General features: G+C 60.0%; 17 protein-coding genes. 9 read left to right on the top strand and 8 right to left on the bottom strand.

Going from position 1 to position 18,440, the window contains the following annotated elements:
- Window positions 1-47: 47 nt before the first annotated feature.
- Both V6F78_RS18710 and upp read right to left on the bottom strand, forming a co-directional pair.
- The gene (locus tag V6F78_RS18710) at window positions 48-1,322 is read right to left on the bottom strand and encodes a uracil-xanthine permease family protein (RefSeq protein WP_047275397.1); all 1,275 of its coding nucleotides are present in this window, start codon (window positions 1,320-1,322) and stop codon (window positions 48-50) included.
- A gap of 1 nt (window position 1,323) precedes the next feature.
- Window positions 1,324-1,962 (bottom strand): uracil phosphoribosyltransferase, encoded by a 639-nt coding sequence (gene upp / locus V6F78_RS18715; RefSeq protein WP_047273339.1) that lies wholly within the window; start codon window positions 1,960-1,962, stop codon window positions 1,324-1,326.
- Between the two features lie 164 nt (window positions 1,963-2,126).
- Here upp and V6F78_RS18720 point away from each other — a divergent pair, with 164 nt between their 5' ends.
- The 3 genes from V6F78_RS18720 to V6F78_RS18730 all read left to right on the top strand — a co-directional run bounded on the left by V6F78_RS18720 (window position 2,127) and on the right by V6F78_RS18730 (window position 4,208).
- The gene (locus V6F78_RS18720) at window positions 2,127-2,684 is read left to right on the top strand and encodes a hypoxanthine-guanine phosphoribosyltransferase (protein ID WP_047273340.1); all 558 of its coding nucleotides are present in this window, start codon (window positions 2,127-2,129) and stop codon (window positions 2,682-2,684) included.
- A 17-nt stretch (window positions 2,685-2,701) separates the two neighbouring features.
- Window positions 2,702-3,175, top strand: coding sequence for a WbuC family cupin fold metalloprotein (locus V6F78_RS18725; protein WP_047273341.1), 474 nt, complete (start codon window positions 2,702-2,704; stop codon window positions 3,173-3,175).
- A gap of 91 nt (window positions 3,176-3,266) precedes the next feature.
- A complete protein-coding gene (locus V6F78_RS18730) occupies window positions 3,267-4,208 on the top strand; it encodes an AEC family transporter (RefSeq protein WP_047273342.1) in 942 nt (313 codons plus the stop codon).
- Here the strand turns inward: V6F78_RS18730 and V6F78_RS18735 are convergent.
- From V6F78_RS18735 to gatC, 6 genes are all read right to left on the bottom strand, one after another.
- Window positions 4,205-4,549, bottom strand: a complete 345-nt coding sequence (locus tag V6F78_RS18735) for a carboxymuconolactone decarboxylase family protein (RefSeq protein ID WP_047275399.1) — start codon at window positions 4,547-4,549, stop codon at window positions 4,205-4,207. The two genes, V6F78_RS18730 and V6F78_RS18735, sit on opposite strands and share 4 nt — an antisense overlap.
- Window positions 4,550-4,587: 38 nt before the next feature.
- Window positions 4,588-5,628 (bottom strand): calcium/sodium antiporter, encoded by a 1,041-nt coding sequence (locus V6F78_RS18740; protein WP_332728016.1) that lies wholly within the window; start codon window positions 5,626-5,628, stop codon window positions 4,588-4,590.
- Between the two features lie 48 nt (window positions 5,629-5,676).
- Entirely contained in the window at window positions 5,677-6,048 is a 372-nt protein-coding gene (locus V6F78_RS18745) for a septal ring lytic transglycosylase RlpA family protein (protein WP_047273344.1), read from the bottom strand.
- A 161-nt stretch (window positions 6,049-6,209) separates the two neighbouring features.
- Complete coding sequence (gene gatB / locus V6F78_RS18750) at window positions 6,210-7,655, bottom strand: Asp-tRNA(Asn)/Glu-tRNA(Gln) amidotransferase subunit GatB (protein WP_169858841.1); 1,446 nt, start codon at window positions 7,653-7,655, stop codon at window positions 6,210-6,212.
- Between the two features lie 10 nt (window positions 7,656-7,665).
- Window positions 7,666-9,117, bottom strand: a complete 1,452-nt coding sequence (gene gatA, locus V6F78_RS18755; RefSeq protein ID WP_047273346.1) for an Asp-tRNA(Asn)/Glu-tRNA(Gln) amidotransferase subunit GatA — start codon at window positions 9,115-9,117, stop codon at window positions 7,666-7,668.
- 14 nt (window positions 9,118-9,131) lie between these two features.
- Window positions 9,132-9,419 carry an Asp-tRNA(Asn)/Glu-tRNA(Gln) amidotransferase subunit GatC gene (gene gatC, locus V6F78_RS18760; protein ID WP_047273347.1) on the bottom strand — a complete coding sequence of 96 codons (288 nt, stop codon included), beginning with the start codon at window positions 9,417-9,419 and terminating at the stop codon, window positions 9,132-9,134.
- 210 nt (window positions 9,420-9,629) lie between these two features.
- On the opposite strand from gatC, the gene mreB reads away from it, so the two are divergent.
- The 6 genes from mreB (at window position 9,630) to V6F78_RS18790 (ending at window position 18,439) form a co-directional block, all read left to right on the top strand.
- Window positions 9,630-10,667, top strand: coding sequence for a rod shape-determining protein MreB (gene mreB / locus V6F78_RS18765; RefSeq protein WP_002555108.1), 1,038 nt, complete (start codon window positions 9,630-9,632; stop codon window positions 10,665-10,667).
- A 143-nt stretch (window positions 10,668-10,810) separates the two neighbouring features.
- On the top strand, window positions 10,811-11,890 hold the full coding sequence (gene mreC, locus V6F78_RS18770; RefSeq protein WP_080960815.1) for a rod shape-determining protein MreC: 1,080 nt from the start codon (window positions 10,811-10,813) through the stop codon (window positions 11,888-11,890).
- On the top strand, window positions 11,890-12,378 hold the full coding sequence (gene mreD, locus V6F78_RS18775; protein WP_047273349.1) for a rod shape-determining protein MreD: 489 nt from the start codon (window positions 11,890-11,892) through the stop codon (window positions 12,376-12,378). The genes mreC and mreD overlap by 1 nt, the downstream gene beginning before the upstream one ends.
- 52 nt (window positions 12,379-12,430) lie before the next feature.
- Window positions 12,431-13,036 (top strand): Maf family protein, encoded by a 606-nt coding sequence (locus tag V6F78_RS18780; protein WP_070413864.1) that lies wholly within the window; start codon window positions 12,431-12,433, stop codon window positions 13,034-13,036.
- A gap of 56 nt (window positions 13,037-13,092) precedes the next feature.
- Window positions 13,093-14,550 (top strand): ribonuclease G, encoded by a 1,458-nt coding sequence (gene rng / locus V6F78_RS18785; RefSeq protein ID WP_047273351.1) that lies wholly within the window; start codon window positions 13,093-13,095, stop codon window positions 14,548-14,550.
- A gap of 76 nt (window positions 14,551-14,626) precedes the next feature.
- On the top strand, window positions 14,627-18,439 hold the full coding sequence (locus V6F78_RS18790) for a YhdP family protein (RefSeq protein ID WP_332727999.1): 3,813 nt from the start codon (window positions 14,627-14,629) through the stop codon (window positions 18,437-18,439).
- Window position 18,440: the final 1 nt, after the last annotated feature.

Here is an 18,440-nt window from a genome sequence, read left to right on the forward strand (position 1 = left end):
AAAAACCCTCTCCCGAGGGGAGAGGGTTGCAGGTGACGCAGGCCGGTTTAGATAATCGGCTCGTCACCTTTTTTCTTTTTCCAACTGTCGTTACCCGGCAGGATCAGGTTCAGCGCTATCGCCACAATGGCGCACAGCGCGATGCCCTTGAGACCGAAGTCTTCAGGGCCCATCCCGGTGCCGATCAGCACACCGCCAATACCGAACACCAACGTGACCGAAACGATCACCAGATTGCGTGCCTCGCTCAGGTCGACCTGATGACGGATCAGGGTGTTCATCCCCACCGCCGCGATCGAACCGAACAGCAGGCACAAAATCCCGCCCATGACTGGCACTGGAATGCTTTGCAGCAGTGCGCCGAACTTGCCGATAAATGCCAGGCTGATGGCAAAGATGGCCGCCCAGGTCATGATTTTCGGGTTGTAGTTCTTGGTCAGCATCACGGCGCCCGTCACTTCGGCGTAGGTGGTGTTGGGTGGGCCGCCCAGCAGACCAGCAGCCGTGGTGGCAATACCGTCACCGAACAGGGTGCGGTGCAGGCCGGGCTTTTTCAGGTAGTCGCGACCGGTCACGCTGCCCACGGCAATCACGCCGCCAATGTGCTCAATGGCCGGGGCCAATGCCACCGGGACGATAAACAGAATCGCCTGCCAGTTGAACTCCGGCGCCGTGAACTGCGGCAAGGCAAACCAGGGGGCTGCGGCAATTTTGGCCGTGTCGACCACGCCAAAATAGAAGGCCAGGGCAAACCCCACCAACACACCGGCAATGATCGGAACCAGACGGAAAATCCCTTTACCGAACACCGCCACGATCAGGGTGGTCAGCAAGGCTGGCATCGAGATCATCATGGCGGTCTGGTAGTGGATCAGCTCGGTGCCATCTTCAGCGCGGCCCATGGCCATGTGCGCGGCAATCGGTGCCATCGCCAGACCGATGGAGATAATCACCGGGCCAATGACCACGGGCGGGAGCAGGCGATCAATGAAACCGGTGCCCTTGAGCTTTACCGCGAAACCGAGAAAGGTGTACACGAAACCGGCTGCCATCACGCCGCCCATGGTCGCCGCCAGGCCGAATTGACCCTTGGCGAGAATGATCGGGGTAATGAAAGCGAAACTCGAAGCCAGAAAGACCGGCACCTGGCGCCGGGTCACGATCTGGAACAGCAGAGTCCCGAGACCCGCCGTGAACAGCGCAACGTTAGGGTCCAGGCCTGTAATCAAAGGCATCAACACCAACGCGCCAAAGGCCACGAAGAGCATCTGCGCGCCAGAGAGGATCTGGCGCCAGAGCGGGTCGTTGAACTCGTCCTGCATGTTATGCGTCCTTTTGCTTGGTGCCGAAGATCTTGTCGCCGGCATCGCCCAAGCCCGGAATGATGTAGCCGTGTTCGTCCAGACGGTTATCGATGGACGCTGTGTAGATGGTGACGTCCGGGTGAGCGGCTTCTACCGCAGCGATCCCTTCGGGGGCGGCAACCAGCACCATGGCGCGGATCTCTTTGCAGCCGGCTTTTTTCAGCAGGTCAATGGTTGCAACCATCGAAGAACCGGTGGCCAACATCGGGTCGATGATCATCGCCAGACGCTCGTCGATTTCCGGTACGAGTTTTTCCAGATAAGTGTGGGCCTGCAGGGTTTCTTCGTTACGGGCAACGCCGACGGCGCTGACTTTGGCGCCCGGGATCAGGCTCAGCACACCTTCGAGCATGCCGATGCCGGCGCGCAGGATAGGCACGACAGTAATTTTCTTACCGGCGATTTTCTCAACGTGAACAGGGCCGCTCCAGCCTTCAATCTCGTAGGTTTCGAGCGTCAGGTCGCTGGTGGCTTCATAGGTCAGCAACGCGCCGACTTCCTGAGCGAGCTCGCGGAAGTTCTTCGTGCTAATGTCGGCACGGCGCATAAGGCCGAGCTTGTGACGGATCAGCGGATGGCGGATCTCACGGATAGGCATAGGGAAAAGCTCCGGGGGCAGGCAAAAAAACCGGCCTAGATTAATCTAATCCGGGGTGATGTCCTATAGACATAACAGCACGTTAGTCCATAAATGCTTGATCTGAGCCATGCGGATGCGTACCTTTGCCCGCTTTTCTTGAGCAACCCCCCCTGGAGAGCGTCATGTCTGCTGATCTCGAGCATATCCGTCAAGTCATGCGAGAGGCTGACTGCCTGTACACCGAAGCTGAAGTCGAGGCGGCCATTGCCCGTGTTGGCGCGCAAATCACGGCCGACATGGCCGAGATGAATCCAGTGGTTTTTTGTGTGATGAACGGCGGGCTGATTTTTGCCGGCAAGCTGCTCACGCATTTGAAATTTCCGCTTGAGTCGTCTTACCTGCACGCCACGCGCTACCGTAATCAGACCAGCGGTGGCGATCTGTTCTGGAAGGCCAAGCCGGAAGTGTCGTTCATGGACCGCCATGTGCTGATCATCGACGACATTCTGGATGAAGGTCACACCCTGAGCGCCATTGTGGATTTCTGCAATCACGCTGGCGCACGTCAGGTGCACACGGCGGTGTTGATCGACAAAGAACACGACCGCAAGGCGAGTGCCGGCCTCAAGGCCACTTATGAAGGCCTGCCGTGCATCGACCGCTACGTATTCGGTTATGGCATGGACTACAAAGGCTACTGGCGTAACGCCGCCGGCATTTATGCCGTTAAAGGTTTGTAAACAAGGACGTTGAAACCATGACTACCCCCAGCTTTCTCGATCAGACACTGTTTAACGAACTGGCCGAGAAGGCTGCCGGTAACCCTCGTGGTCGCCAGCACCACAACCTGCATCAGATGCAGGAGCCTTGTCATCGCATGGTGGTGGGCCTGCAACCCGCCACGTACATCCCGCCCCACTGTCACCTGAGCAGCGACAAGGCTGAAACCCTGTTGGTGCTCAGGGGCAAGCTGGGGGTGCTGATTTTTGACCGCAACGGTCAGTTGCTCGAAACGCGCGTGTTGATGGCCGGGGGCGAAAGCCTCGGCGTAGACCTGCCGCCGGGAGTATTTCATGGCCTTGTGGTGCTTGAGCCTGACAGCGTGATGTTCGAGTGCAAAGCCGGACCCTATCGCCCTGTGGGGGATGGCGAACTGGCACCTTGGGCGCCTCGTGAAGGTGAGCCTGAAGTGGCCCAGTACCAGGCCTGGATGCGCGCGCAGTTCGATTGATCCGGGCAATAATGGCTTTTCAATATTAGGTGTTGCTCCTGTCCATGGCATAAGATTCGCGGTCTGACGATTGCAATCGGAATTGCTTGGCATGCTGGCTATCTTCCTTCAGACCTTGACCATCACTGCGCCCGTGTTTGCCATGCTGTTTGTGGGGGTAGTGCTCAAGCGTGTCGGCTGGATCAATGACAGCTTCATCCATACCGCGTCGGCTCTGGTGTTTAACGTCACCATGCCGGCGTTGTTGTTTCTGGGCATTGTGCACGCGGACCTTAATGCCGCCTTGCAGCCTAAAGTCTTGGGCTACTTCACGGTGGCGACCCTGGTGAGCTTCGCGTTGGCCTGGGGCTGGTCGATCTGGCGGTGCCCACGCGAAGACCGTGGCATCTACACGCAGGGCGCCTTTCGCGGCAATAACGCGGTGATCGGGCTGGCGCTGGCCGCCAGTATGTACGGCGCCTACGGCATCTCGTTGGGGGCTGTGCTCGCGGCGCTGGTGATCCTGCTGTACAACACGTTGTCGACCATCGTGCTGGCCGTATACAGCCCGGTGATCAAATCCGACCCGTGGAGCATCTGCAAAAGCGTGTTTCGCAACCCGCTGATTATCAGTGTGCTGGCAGCCGTGCCGTTTGCTGCATTCAAGATAGTGTTGCCCGGCTGGTTGCAGGCATCCGGGGAATATCTGGCTGCGATGACCTTGCCGTTGGCGCTGATCTGTATCGGCGGCACGTTGTCACTCGCGGCCCTGCGCAAAAGTGGCGATCTGGCCTTCAGCGCCAGCTTGCTGAAGATGATTGGCCTGCCGCTCATTACCACGTGGGGCGCATGGTTGTACGGTTTTCGCGGGCCGGAGCTGGGCACGCTGTTTCTGTATTTCGCCAGCCCGACTGCCGCGGCCAGTTTTGTCATGGCGCGCGCCGCCAATGGCAATCATGAACTCGCGGCTGCCATCATCGTGATCACCACGGTGATGGCGGCGGTCACGACCAATATCGGGATTTTTGTCTTGCAGTGGGGCGGCTGGATTTAAGCGTCGTAGCTGTCGATGACTTCTTGCGCTGCCCGAAACGCATCAATGGCCGCCGGAACCCCTGCGTACACCGCGCAATGCAGCAGGGCTTCGCGGATCTCCTCTACGCTGCAGCCGTTGTTCAGCGCGCCGCGCACGTGGCCTTTGAGTTCCTGAGGGCACTTGAGCGCGGTCAGGGTGGCCAGGGTGATCAGGCTGCGGGTCTTGAGGGGCAAGCCTTCTCGGTTCCACACACCGCCCCATGCGTGCTCGTTGACGAAGTCTTGCAACGGCTGCGTGAAGTCAGTGGCGTTGCCCAGGGCGCGGTCCACAAATTCATCGCCCATCACCTGGCGGCGCATTTCAAGTCCGGTCTTTTTATTATTCAAGGGAAGACTCCTCAGTGTTGTCGACGCCACGCGCGCAGGGTACTGAACAGCACATACACCAGCAGCGCCGGCAGGATAAAAAACTGCATCAGGTGTTCGAGTTTTCCGGCCAGCGGCATGCCGGTGGTGAAGGACACGACATGCAGCCCGTAGACGAGATACAACCCCAGAAGCAACACGCCTTCTGCCCGCGTGACGCGGTAGCCGCTGTAGAAAATGGGCAGGCACAAGGCCGCGACCCCGAGCATGACAGGCAAGTCAAAGGCCAGGGCGTTCGGTGAAACGGACAGCGGTGCGGGGGACACCAGTGCGGTGATGCCCAGCACGCCCAGCAGGTTGAAGACGTTGCTGCCGATCACGTTGCCCACGGCAATTTCACGTTGCCCGCGAAAGGCGGCAATCAGCGAGGTGGCCAGCTCCGGCAGCGACGTGCACACGGCAACGATGGTCAGGCCGATGATGCGCTCCGACAGCCCGAGCTGCGTCGCGACATCAACCGCGGCGCCTAGCAATAGCCGACCGGCAAGCCCGAGCAGGAGCAGGGCGCAGAGTATCATCAGCACATTGCGCAGCCAGGAATGCTGGGGTTGGTCGTGACTGACATGATGATGGCTGCCATGGCGCGACTGGCGCAGCAACAGGCCCAGGTAGCCTGTCAGGCCGCACAGCAAGATCACGCCGTCCAGCCGGTCGAGTTCCGTGTTGAGGGCCAGGGCGAGCACCAGTGCGCTGGCAATCACCATCAGCGGGATGTCCAGGCGTACCAGCTGGCGAGAGACGCGCAACGGGATAATCAGTGCGGAAAGCCCCAGGGTGACCAGCACGTTGAAGATGTTGCTGCCGATCACGCTGCCGACGGCAATGTCCGGGGTGTCATTGAAGGCGGCTTGCAGGCTGACGGTCATTTGCGGGGCGCTGCTGCCCAGTGCGACCACGGTCAGGCCGATCAGCAACGGGCGGACTTTGAGCGTGGCTGCCATGCTGACGGCGCAGCGCACCAGCAGTTCTGCACCGGCGATCAGCAGGCCGAGACCGCAGAGCAATTGCAGCAGGTTCCATGTCGATAACGCGTTCAAGCCCAAATCGCAGCCACTCCCTGATTAATCGCTCAAGCCCTGGATTCGGACATTGGCGGTGCCGCTGCGCAGCATACCCAACTGCCGGGCGGCCTGGCGCGAAAGATCAATCAATCGGCCACGGGTGTGAGGGCCGCGATCATTGATGCGCACCACAACCGATTTGTTATTGCTCAGATTGGTGACCAGAACGCGACTGCCGAACGCCAGTTGGCGATGGGCGGCGCTGAGGGCGTGCTGATCGAAAGGTTCGCCGCTGGCAGTACGTTTGCCATGGTGGCGGGCGCCGTAATAAGAGGCAACGCCGGTTTTGTCATAGCCGCGCGGGTCTATGTCGTGACTGGCACAACCCGCGAGCAGGCTCAGCAGGGCGCAGGCGCCGAGTAGCTGCTTCATGGGGGAGAATCCTCGTAAGCGTGTTAACCGGTGTAGCCGCTGACAAGGTGCTAGGCTGCGACAAGGCCGGGTGAGGCCTTCCCGATAAAGGGGGCTGCTTCGCAACCCCTCGCAGCCTGAGGCCTCGTCCGTGACCACAGGTATCGTATGTAGCCGGTGCGTCAGCCTTCGAGCTTGCTCTTGAGCAATTCGTTGACTTGTTGCGGGTTGGCTTTGCCTTTGGAGGCTTTCATGGCCTGGCCGACAAAGAAGCCGAACATTTTGCCGCGCTTGGCTTCGTCTGCCGCACGGTATTGCTCAACTTGCTCGGTGTTGGCTGCCAGCACTTCATCCAGCACTTTTTCAATCGCGCCGCTGTCGGTCACTTGCTTGAGACCGCGTTTTTCGATGACGTCGTCTGCGCTGCCTTCGCCGTTGGCCATGGCTTCAAGCACCACTTTGGCGATCTTGCCGGAGATGGTGTTGTCCTTGATGCGCTGCAACATGCCGCCCAGTTGTTCGGCCGTAACCGGCGACTGGTCGATGTCCAGGCCTTGTTTGTTGAGCAGGCTGCCCAGCTCGACCATGACCCAGTTGGCGGCCAGTTTGGCGTCACCGCTGATGCTGACCACTTTTTCGAAGTAGTCTGCTTGCTCACGGCTGGAAGCCAAGACGCTGGCGTCATAGGCCGACAGGCCGAACTGCGACTGGAAACGCTCGCGCTTTTGCGGCGGCAGTTCCGGCAGGGTGGCGCGTACGTCTTCGATGAACGAGTCTTCGATGACGACCGGCAGCAAGTCTGGGTCCGGGAAGTAACGGTAGTCGTTGGCTTCCTCTTTGCTGCGCATGGCGCGGGTCTCGTCTTTGTTCGGGTCGTACAGGCGGGTTTGCTGAACCACCTTGCCGCCGTCTTCGATCAGCTCGATCTGGCGTTGTACTTCGCTGTTGATCGCCTTTTCGATAAAGCGGAACGAGTTGACGTTCTTGATCTCGCAGCGGGTGCCGAACTCGGTCTGGCCCACCTGGCGAATCGACACGTTGCAGTCGCAACGCAACGAACCTTCGGCCATGTTGCCATCGCAGATGCCCAGGTAGCGCACCAGGGCGTGCATGGCCTTGACGTAAGCGACTGCTTCTTTGGCGCTGCGCATGTCCGGCTCGGAAACGATTTCCAGCAGCGGGGTGCCAGCGCGGTTCAGGTCGATACCGGTCGAGCCGCTGAAGTCTTCGTGCAGGCTTTTGCCGGCGTCTTCTTCAAGGTGCGCACGGGTAATGCCCACTCGTTTGACCGTGCCATCTTCCAGTGTGATGTCCAAGTGACCCTTGCCGACGATCGGCAATTCCATCTGGCTGATCTGGTAGCCCTTGGGCAGGTCCGGGTAGAAATAGTTTTTACGGGCGAAGACGTTGTGCTGACCGATTTCAGCGTCCACTGCCAGGCCAAACATCACGGCCATGCGCACGGCTTCTTCGTTGAGCACCGGCAATACGCCCGGCATGCCCAGGTCAACCAGGCTGGCCTGGGTGTTCGGCTCCGAGCCAAAAGTGGTGGCGCTACCGGAGAAAATCTTCGATTGGGTGGCGAGCTGGGAGTGAATTTCCAGCCCGATCACAACTTCCCATTGCATATGTTTCTCCTCAGAAGCCGGCAGGTGAGCGCGTGTGCCAGTCAGTGTTCAACTGGTACTGGTGAGCGACGTTGAGCAGACGACCTTCCTGGAAGTAAGGTGCCAGCAACTGCACGCCCACTGGCAAGCCGTCGACAAAACCGGCTGGCATCGACAGGCCCGGCAGGCCCGCGAGGTTGGCGGTGATGGTGTAGACGTCTTCCAGGTAGGCCGAGACCGGGTCGCTGTTTTTAGCGCCGATTTTCCAGGCCGGGTTAGGCGTGGTTGGGCCGAGGATGATGTCGACTTCATTAAAGGCAGCCATGAAGTCGTTTTTGATCAGGCGGCGGATTTTTTGCGCTTGCAGGTAGTACGCATCGTAGTAACCGGCCGACAGCGCATAGGCGCCCACCAGAATCCGGCGCTGCACTTCAGGGCCGAAGCCTTCGGCGCGCGAGCGCTTGTACAGGTCGGTGAGGTCTTTCGGGTCTTCGCAGCGATGGCCGAAGCGCACGCCGTCAAAACGCGACAGGTTGGAAGACGCTTCTGCCGGCGCGATCACGTAGTACGCAGGGATCGCGTGCTGCATGTTGGGCAGGCTGATGGGCTTGATCACGGCGCCGAGTTTTTCGAGTTCTTTGATGCTGGTGTGCACTAGCTCCGCGATGCGCGGGTCGAGGCCCTCGCTGAAGAACTCTTTCGGTACGCCAATGCGCAGGCCTTGCAGCGATGTGTTCAGGTTGGCGCTGAAGTCCGGCACGGGCTCATCGATGCTGGTGGAATCTTGCGGGTCGAAACCGGCCATGCCTTGCAGCAGGATGGCGCAGTCTTCAGCCGTGCGCGCCAACGGGCCGCCTTGGTCAAGGCTGGAGGCGTAGGCAATCATGCCCCAGCGCGAGACGCGACCGTAGGTCGGCTTCAGGCCGGTGAGGTTGGTCAACGCGGCGGGCTGGCGGATCGAACCGCCGGTGTCGGTGCCGGTAGCGGCAGGCAACAGGCGGGCGGCTACTGCGGCGGCCGACCCTCCGGACGAACCGCCGGGCACGTGCTCAAGGTTCCACGGGTTTTTGACGGCGCCGTAGTAGCTCGATTCGTTGGCCGAGCCCATCGCAAACTCGTCCATGTTGGTCTTGCCCAGGCTCACCGCGCCGGCAGCGGCCAGCTTGGACACTACGGTGGCGTCGTACGGTGCCTTGAAGTTGTCGAGCATCTTCGAGCCGCAGCTGGTGCGTACGCCGAGGGTGCAGAACAAGTCCTTGTGACCGATTGGCGCACCCAGCAGGGCGCCGGTTTCACCGTTGGCGCGACGGGCGTCGGCGGCCTTGGCCTGCTCCAGGGCGAGGTCTTCGGTGAGGGTAATGAAGCTGTTGAGCTGCGGGTCCAGTTGGGCGATTCGCGCCAGCAGGGTTTTGGTCAGCTCTTCAGACGAAAACTTTTTATCGGCGAGTCCGCGGGCGATCTCGGCCAGAGTCATTTGATGCATGCAGGCTCTTCCTTTTACTCGATGACCTTGGGAACCAGATAGAGGCCGTTTTCGACCGCTGGCGCGATGGACTGGTAAGCCTCGCGATGATTGGTTTCAGTCACGACGTCTGCACGCAGGCGCTGGCTGGCTTCCAGGGGGTGGGCCAGCGGCTCGATACCGGTGGTGTCGACAGCCTGCATCTGGTCAATCAGCCCCAAAATGCTGTTAAGGGCTTCGGTGGTGCGTGGCAGATCGGCATCATTCAAACCCAGGCGGGCCAAATGAGCGATTTTTTCCACGTCGGAGCGTTCAAGCGCCATGGGATTCTCCAGTGGAAAACAAGACGGATGCTATCCGTGTGTTAGATTGTCGGAACACTACCGCATTTCTACGGTCATATGGCCGCGATTGTGGGGGCTGGTGCTCGGAAAAGCGGCCAATTTAACATATTGGCGCCTTGCCCAAAATCCCTGTCGTTGTTAGAGTTTGCCGCACTTTTTTACCCACGCGTTGCCTAGGGTCCCTTTCCCATGTTCAAGAAACTGCGTGGCATGTTTTCCAGCGATCTTTCCATCGACCTGGGCACTGCCAACACCCTTATTTACGTGCGCGAGCGCGGTATTGTCCTGAATGAGCCATCGGTTGTGGCTATTCGGACACACGGTAACCAGAAAAGTGTCGTTGCCGTCGGCACCGAGGCCAAGCGCATGCTGGGCCGTACACCGGGCAACATTGCAGCCATTCGTCCGATGAAGGACGGCGTGATCGCTGACTTCAGCGTGTGCGAAAAAATGCTGCAGTACTTTATCAACAAGGTTCACGAGAACAGCTTCCTGCAGCCAAGCCCTCGGGTTCTGATTTGCGTGCCGTGCAAATCGACTCAGGTTGAGCGTCGCGCCATTCGTGAGTCGGCACTGGGTGCCGGCGCTCGTGAAGTCTTCCTGATTGAAGAACCGATGGCCGCTGCCATCGGCGCCGGCTTGCCGGTTGAGGAAGCTCGCGGCTCGATGGTTGTCGATATCGGTGGCGGTACCACTGAAATCGCGCTGATCTCCCTGAACGGTGTGGTTTACGCCGAATCCGTACGGGTTGGCGGCGACCGCTTCGACGAAGCGATCATCACCTATGTGCGCCGTAACTACGGCAGCCTGATCGGTGAGTCGACCGCCGAGCGCATCAAGCAGGAAATCGGCACGGCCTATCCGGGCGGTGAAGTGCGTGAAGTAGACGTGCGCGGCCGTAACCTGGCTGAAGGCGTTCCACGTGCCTTCACTCTGAACTCCAATGAAGTGCTTGAAGCCCTGCAAGAGTCGCTGGCGACCATCGTTCAGGCGGTTAAAAGCGCGCTGGAACAATCCCCGCCAGAGCTGGCGTCGGACATCGCCGAGCGTGGCCTGGTGCTGACCGGTGGTGGCGCATTGTTGCGTGATCTCGACAAGTTGCTGGCCCAGGAAACCGGTTTGCCGGTCATCGTTGCCGAAGACCCGCTGACCTGCGTCGCGCGTGGTGGTGGCCGTGCGCTGGAAATGATGGATAAGCACACCATGGATCTGCTCTCCAGCGAATAATATCGGTGGTTGCAGTTCGAGGGTTATCACCAAAAGGTAGCACTTTGCTGTGCTGCCTTTTGGCGTTTATCTTTTGTCAATCTTCATCCAGGCCGCTTGAAGCCGTATGAATACATTGAATCCTTGCCCCGGAGGAGCGGCTTATTAAACCGCTCTTTTCCAAAGGCCCCTCTTTGGGCGTGCGCCTGTTGGTGCTGGTCGTGCTATCGGTCGCGCTGATGGTGGTCGATGCCCGTTTCACGTTGCTCAAGCCGGTGCGCAGTCAAATGTCGCTGGTGCTGATGCAGACCTACTGGATTACCGATCTGCCGCAACGTCTGTTCCAGGGCGTCGCCAGTCAATTTGGTAGCCGGACGGAGCTGGTCGCCGAGAACGAGAAGCTCAAGACTGAAAACCTTCTGCTGCAAGGGCGCATGCAAAAACTCGCCGCCCTGACCGAGCAAAACGTTCGCCTGCGCGAGTTGCTTAACTCCTCTGCGCTGGTCAACGAAAAGGTTGAAGTGGCCGAGCTGATCGGCATGGACCCCAACCCGTTTACTCATCGCATCATCATCAACAAGGGTGAGCGCGACGGCGTGGTGCTCGGTCAACCGGTGCTCGATGCCCGCGGGCTGATGGGGCAAGTGGTCGAGTTGATGCCGTACACCTCGCGGGTTTTGCTGCTGACCGACACCACCCACAGCATTCCGGTCCAGGTCAACCGCAACGGGCTGCGTGCAATTGCCAGTGGCACGGGCAACCCCGAGCGCCTTGAGTTGCGCCATGTGGCCGACACGGCGGATATCAAAGAGGGCGACCTGCTGGTCAGCTCGGGTCTGGGGCAACGCTTCCCGGCGGGCTATCCGGTCGCAACGGTCAAAGAAGTGATTCACGACTCGGGCCAGCCATTCGCCATTGTGCGGGCCGTGCCGACAGCCGCTTTGAACCGCAGCCGTTACTTGCTGTTGGTCTTCAGCGACAGCCGCACCCCTGAAGAGCGCGCCAACGACGCGGCTCAAGCCCAGGAAGCCGAAAACAACGGCGAGCCACAGCCCATTATTCCGGCGACTGTGCCCAAGCCCGTGCCTGCATCCGTGCCCGCCGTGGCCCCGGCGCCCGCTGTCACCACGCCAGCAACGCCTGCGCCCGCCGCCGGAGCGGTCAAAAAACCTGCGCCAGTTGCAACACCCGCCGCAGCCACGCCGCCAGCCGCTGCGCCGGCCACCACCCGGGAGAGGCAATAATGGCGGGTATCCGTTCACGTAATGGCTGGATCATCTGGCTGACGTTTGCCATTGGCGTCTTGCTCAGCGTTTCGCCAATGCCGCAGTTCATGGAAGTGTTCCGTCCGCTGTGGCTGGCGTTGTTGCTGGCTTTCTGGGCGCTGTACATGCCGCACAAGGTGGGCATGGTCACCGCGTGGTGCCTGGGCCTGGTTGAAGACGTGGTTTACGGCACGCTGCTGGGGCAGAACGCCTTGATCCTGACCCTGATCACCTTCCTCGTGCTGTCCCTGCAACAGCGCCTGCGCATGTTCCCGATGTGGCAGCAAAGCCTGGTGTTGCTGGTCATCTTTGGCCTGGCCCAGTTGGCGCAATTGTGGCTCAGCGCCTTGACCGGGAACCGTCAACCAACCCTGGCGCTGGTGTTGCCTGCACTGGTCAGCGCCTTGTTGTGGCCTTGGGTCAGCTACGGGCTGCGCGGGCTGGTTCGACGTTTCAAAATCAATTGATGGAAGCGTGAGCCATTTCCTGGTTTGCGCACACTGACAGGGAGATGTCTCGATGACTTCGCTTTATCTGGCCTCAGGCTCACCCCGCCGACGCGAGTTACTGACTCAAATCGGCGTGCCCTTCAGCACCGTCAGTGCTGCCATCGACGAAACCCCTTTGGTCAATGAGGCCGCCACGGCGTATGTCGAGCGGCTGGCGCGGGAAAAAGCGCGGGCAGGTTATAAGCACGTCATGGTGTCGCCTCCAGACGATGCTTTTTGCGTGTTGGGCGCTGACACCGCCGTGGTGCTGGACGGACAGATTCTTGGCAAACCCGTCGACGAAGCCGATGCCTTGGCTATGCTCATGGCGTTATCTGGCCGCGAGCATGAAGTCTTGACCGCCATTGCCCTGATTGATGCAACCCGCTGCGAAACCCGTGTGGTGCGCAGCGCGGTGCGTTTCAGAAACATCAGCACACAAGAAGCTGCGCGTTACTGGGCCAGCGGCGAACCGCTGGATAAAGCCGGTGGCTACGCGATTCAGGGGCTGGGCGCGGTATTCGTGTCCGGGCTTGAGGGCAGCTATTCCGCTGTCGTGGGCTTGCCCGTGTGCGAAACCGCAGAACTGCTGGGACATTTCGGCATACCCTGTTGGCAAACCCTTTCCGTGCGCTAACTATTGCACCCATGAAACGTGGCACTACTGTGATGACGCCTGAACGAGACCCAGCCATGAGTGAAGAGATCCTGATCAACATCACGCCGATGGAATCGCGCGTGGCGGTGGTAGAAAACGGTGTTTTGCAAGAGGTGCATGTCGAGCGCACCCAGCGCCGAGGCATTGTCGGCAACATTTATAAAGGCAAGGTCGTTCGTGTTTTGCCCGGCATGCAAGCGGCATTCGTGGACATCGGCCTGGACCGTGCGGCGTTCATCCATGCCTCCGAAATCTCCCTGCGTGAAGGTCAGGCGGTCGAAAGCATCAGCTCGCTGGTTCATGAAGGTCAAAGTCTGGTGGTGCAAGTCACCAAAGACCCGATCGGTTCCAAAGGCGCACGGTTGACGACCCAATTGTCGATTCCTTCGCGTTATCTGGTGTACATGCCGCGCACGGCCCATGTCGGCATTTCCCTGAAGATCGAAGACGAAGCCGAGCGGGACCGCCTCAAACAGGTGGTCAGTGATTGCGTGGCGCAGGAAGGTATCAAGGAAGCGGGCGGTTTCATCCTGCGTACAGCGGCCGAAGGCGCTGGCGCGGATGAAATCCTGATGGACATTCGCTACCTGCGTCGCCTGTGGGACCAAATCGGTGCCCAGATCAAAACCGTCGGCGCTCCCACGGTCATTTATGAAGACCTGGGCCTGGCCCTGCGTACCCTGCGCGACCTGGTCAGCCCGAAGATTGAAAAAATCCGCATCGACTCCCGCGAAACCTTCCAGAAAACCACGCAGTTCGTGGCTGAGCTGATGCCAGAAATTGCGGACCGTCTGGAGCATTACCCCGGCGAACGGCCGATCTTTGATTTGTACGGCGTTGAAAGCGAAATCCAGAAAGCCCTCGACCGCAAAGTGCCACTCAAGTCGGGCGGCTATCTGGTGGTGGACCCGGCTGAAGCCATGACCACCATTGACGTCAACACGGGCGCGTTCGTGGGGCATCGCAATCTTGAAGAAACCATCTTCAAGACCAACCTCGAAGCGGCAACGGCCATTGCGCGTCAACTGCGTCTGCGCAACCTGGGCGGCATCATCATCATCGACTTCATCGACATGGAAGACGAAGAGCACCAGCGGCAGGTGCTGCGCACGCTCGAAAAGCAACTCGAACGCGATCACGCCAAAACCAACATCATCGGCATTACCGAGTTGGGGTTGGTGCAAATGACCCGCAAGCGGACCCGCGAAAGCCTCGAACAGGTGCTCTGTGAACCCTGCGTGTGCTGCCAGGGCCGGGGCAAGTTGAAAACCCCGGAAACCATCTGCTACGAAATATTCCGTGAAATCCTGCGCGAAGCCCGTGCGTATCAGGCCGAGGGGTATCGCGTGCTGGCCAGTCAGCGCGTGGTTGACCGGTTGCTGGATGAAGAGTCGGGCAATGTGGCGGAGCTGGAAGGGTTTATCGGGCGTACGATCCGCTTTCAAGTGGAAACCATGTACTCCCAGGAACAATACGACGTGGTGCTGCTCTGAAGCTGCACGCGATGTCCGGATTTAAAAAGGGGGCTGCATTCAGCCCCTTCGATCATTACTGAAGGGGCCACCTGACATGGAGCGTCTGACACGCTTTTTTGCCGCGCTGACCCGCTGGGGATTAAGTCTTTGTGCGTTATTGCTGGTGCTGACGGCGCTCTACGTCAGCCTCGGGCGAGAACTTACGCCCCTGATTGCCGAATACCGCGCCGACGTGCAAACCAAGGCCCGCGATGCCTTGGGCATGCCGTTGACCATCGGCAGCCTCGAAGGGCGCTGGCGCGGCATGGCGCCGGTGTTGCTGGCACATGACGTGATGGTGGGCGAAGGTCGCAGCGCCTTGCGCCTGGATGAAGTGCAAGTGGTGCCTGATGTCTGGGGCAGCGTGCTGGCCCGCGAAGTACGTATCGCCCACGTGCAGCTCAATGGCTTGCAACTGAGTGCGCGCCAGGACAAGGACGGGCACTGGACGCTCGAAGGTTTGCCAGTTCAGGACGACAAGCCTCTGGACCCCGAGCAGTTACTCAATCAGCTGCAAAAGGTTGCGCGTCTCTCCGTGCTCGACAGCCAGTTGACCCTGGAACCCTATAAAGAAGCGCCGATGACCCTGACGTATGTCGGCCTGACCCTCGACGTGGGGTCTTCCGATCAACGCCTGGATGCACGGTTGACCCTGCCCGATGGCCAGCCGGTTGCGCTGAGTGTCAAAAGCCAGATTCGCGCCAGCCAGTGGCGTGACGGCGCGGCGCAAGCGTATGTCAGCCTGCCGCAAAGTAATTGGGCCAAATGGCTGCCGTCCAGCATGACCCAAGGCTGGACCCTCAAGACACTCAAGGCCGGTGGTGAGTTCTGGTTCAATTGGGGCAACGGCACGGTGCAAAGCGCCACCGCCCGACTCAACGCCCCCACGTTCACCGGTGCCTACGCAGACCGCAAGCCAGCCACTATTGACAACCTGGCCTTGCATGCCTGGCTGGAACGCGGCCAGCAGGGTTACAACCTGGTGCTGGACTCTCTGGCCATGAGCCTGGGCGATACGCGCTGGGAAACCCGCGCGCAAGTGCAGCAGTTCAAGGGCACAGACACAGCGCAGGAGCGCTGGCACCTGCAAGCCGATCATGTGAACCTGACCCCGATCACACCCTTGCTGGACGCGCTGGCGCCGTGGCCGGAGGGCGTGGCCAAAGTGGTCGATCAACTCAAGGCGACTGGCACGCTGCGCAATGTGCTGGCTGATTTTCGCCCTCACGTGAGCGGCGATCAAAAGCTCAGTTTCGCGGCCAATCTGCAGCAAGTCGGTTTCAACGCCACCCACGGTGCACCTGCGGCGCGCAATGTCAGCGGCCTGATCAGCGGCGACCTGGGCAAGGGCGAGCTGCGGCTGGACAGCAAGGATTTCATGCTGCACCTGGACCCGATCTTCGCCAAACCCTGGCAGTACCAGCAGGCCAACGCCTTGCTGACCTGGACCCTGAGCAAAGACACCTTCACCCTCATCGCGCCCTACATCAAGGTGCTGGGCGAAGAGGGCAAGATCGCTGCCGACTTCCTGATCCGCATCCATCTGGACCATTCGCAGGAAGACTACATGGACCTGCGCGTCGGGCTGACCGACGGCGACGGCCGTTTCACCCCCAAATACTTGCCTGAAGTCTTGAGCCCGGCCCTGACTGAATGGCTCAGCACTGCCATCATCAAGGGTGACGTGGAGGAGGGCTTCTTCCAATATCAGGGCTCGTTAAGCCATGATGCGGTCGCGGCCGCGCGCACCCTCAGCTTGTTTTTCAAGGTGCATGGCGCCGAGCTGGCTTTCCAGCCGGGCTGGCCCCATGTACGGAATGTATCGGGTGACGTCTTTATCGAGGACAGCGGCGTGCGGATCATGGCCAGTAAAGGCCAGTTGCTCGACACCGAGGTGCGTGATGTCGCAGTCAATATTCCCCACGTTCCCAGCGGCAAGGTCAGCCACTTGTTGTTGCAAGGGGACTTTGCAGGCGGTTTGGGCGACGGCCTGAAAATCCTTCAAGAAGCCCCCATCGGCACCGCTGACACCTTTGCCGGTTGGCAGGGTGATGGCCCGCTCACCGGGCGGGTCGACCTGGATATACCGCTTGAGCACAGCGTCGAACCGAACATCGTGGTGGATTTCAAAACCGACAAGGCGCGGCTCAAAATCAGCGAACCGGAGCTTGAACTGACGCAACTCAAGGGTGATTTCCGCTTCGACAGTGCCAAAGGCCTGAGCGGCAAAGGCATCACCGCCCGCGCATTCGACCGGCCGGTCAACGCGCAGATTTTTGCCGACGGCAAACCGGGCCGCATCAGCACTCGCGTGGTTGCCAATGGCCAAATCGCCGTCAAAACCCTGACCGACTGGCTGAAGTTCAACCAGCCGATTCCGGTTTCCGGCAACCTGCCCTATCAATTGCAACTGACGCTCGACGGCGCGGACAGCCAGTTGCGTGTCAATTCCAGCCTCAAAGGCGCGGCGATTGATTTGCCCGCACCGTTTGGCCTGGCAACCAATGAAAGCCGTGACAGCGTATTGCGCATGACCCTGCAAGGGGCCGAGAAGCGGTACTGGTTTGACTACGGCAACCTGGCGAGCCTGACGTTCGCCGCGCCGGACGGCAAGCTTGAGGCAGGCCGCGGCGAGTTGTACCTCGGCGCCGGAGCGGCCTCGTTGCCCACCAGCAAGGGCTTGCGTGTTCGCGGCGTACTCTCGGAACTGGACGTGGCGCCGTGGCAGGCAGTGGTGGAGCGTTATGCGGGCAAGGATGTGGGTGGCAGCGCACAGCAATTGCTCAGCAGTGCGGATTTCAAAATTGGCAAACTGATTGCCATGGGCACCCAGCTCGACCAGGTTCGCTTGCAGATGAACCGCTACCCGGCGTCGTGGGGGATGAAAATCGACAGCAAACAGGCAGTCGGCTCGGTCACGTTGCCTGATGCGAAACAGGCCCCGATTGCCATCACCATGCAGATCGTTCGGCTGCCGGCGACCGACCCTAAAGCTGTGGCTGATGAGAATGCCCCTGACCCTTTGGCATCGGTTGACCCGCGTAAAATTCCGGCGATGGACATCATCATCCGCCAGCTCTACCAAGGCCCGGACCTGATCGGCGCCTGGTCGCTCAATGTGCGGCCCACCAATCGTGGCGTGTTGCTCAACAACCTCAACCTGGGGCTCAAAGGCCTGCTGCTTGAAGGGTCGGGCGGCTGGGAGGGTTTTGCTGGCGCCAGCAACAGTTGGTACAAGGGCCGCCTGGGCGGGCGGAATCTGGCGCACGTGCTGAAAAACTGGGGCTTCGCACCGAGCGTCACCAGTGACAACTTCCGACTGGACGTTGATGGCAACTGGCCAGGTTCGCCGGCGTGGATTGGCCTCAAGCGCTTCAGCGGCACACTGGACGCGTCCTTGAACAAAGGCCAGTTTGTGGAGGTCGATGGCAGCGCGCAGGTGCTGCGCATTTTTGGGCTGCTGAACTTCAACTCCATCGGTCGACGCTTGCGCCTGGACTTCTCCGACCTGTTCGGCAAAGGATTGAGTTACGACCGCGTCAAAGGTCTGCTACAAGCCAATCGCGGGGTGTACCGCGCGAACAAGCCCATCACCATGACCGGCCCTTCAAGCAACCTTGAGCTGAGCGGCACGCTGAACATGGTGACCGACCAAGTGGATGCGAATTTGCTGGTGACCTTACCCGTGACCAATAACTTGCCGATCGCGGCTTTGCTGGTGGGCGCCCCGGCCGTCGGCGGTGCGTTGTTCCTGATCAACAAGTTAATTGGTGATCAGGTGTCGCGCTTTGCGAGTGTGCAATACAGCATCAAAGGGCCATGGCAGGATCCGAAGATCACCTTCGACAAGCCATTCGAGAAGAAGTAAG

The sequence above is a fragment of the Pseudomonas sp. ESBL9 genome (assembly GCF_036668715.1).
Classification (GTDB): domain Bacteria; phylum Pseudomonadota; class Gammaproteobacteria; order Pseudomonadales; family Pseudomonadaceae; genus Aquipseudomonas; species Aquipseudomonas lundensis.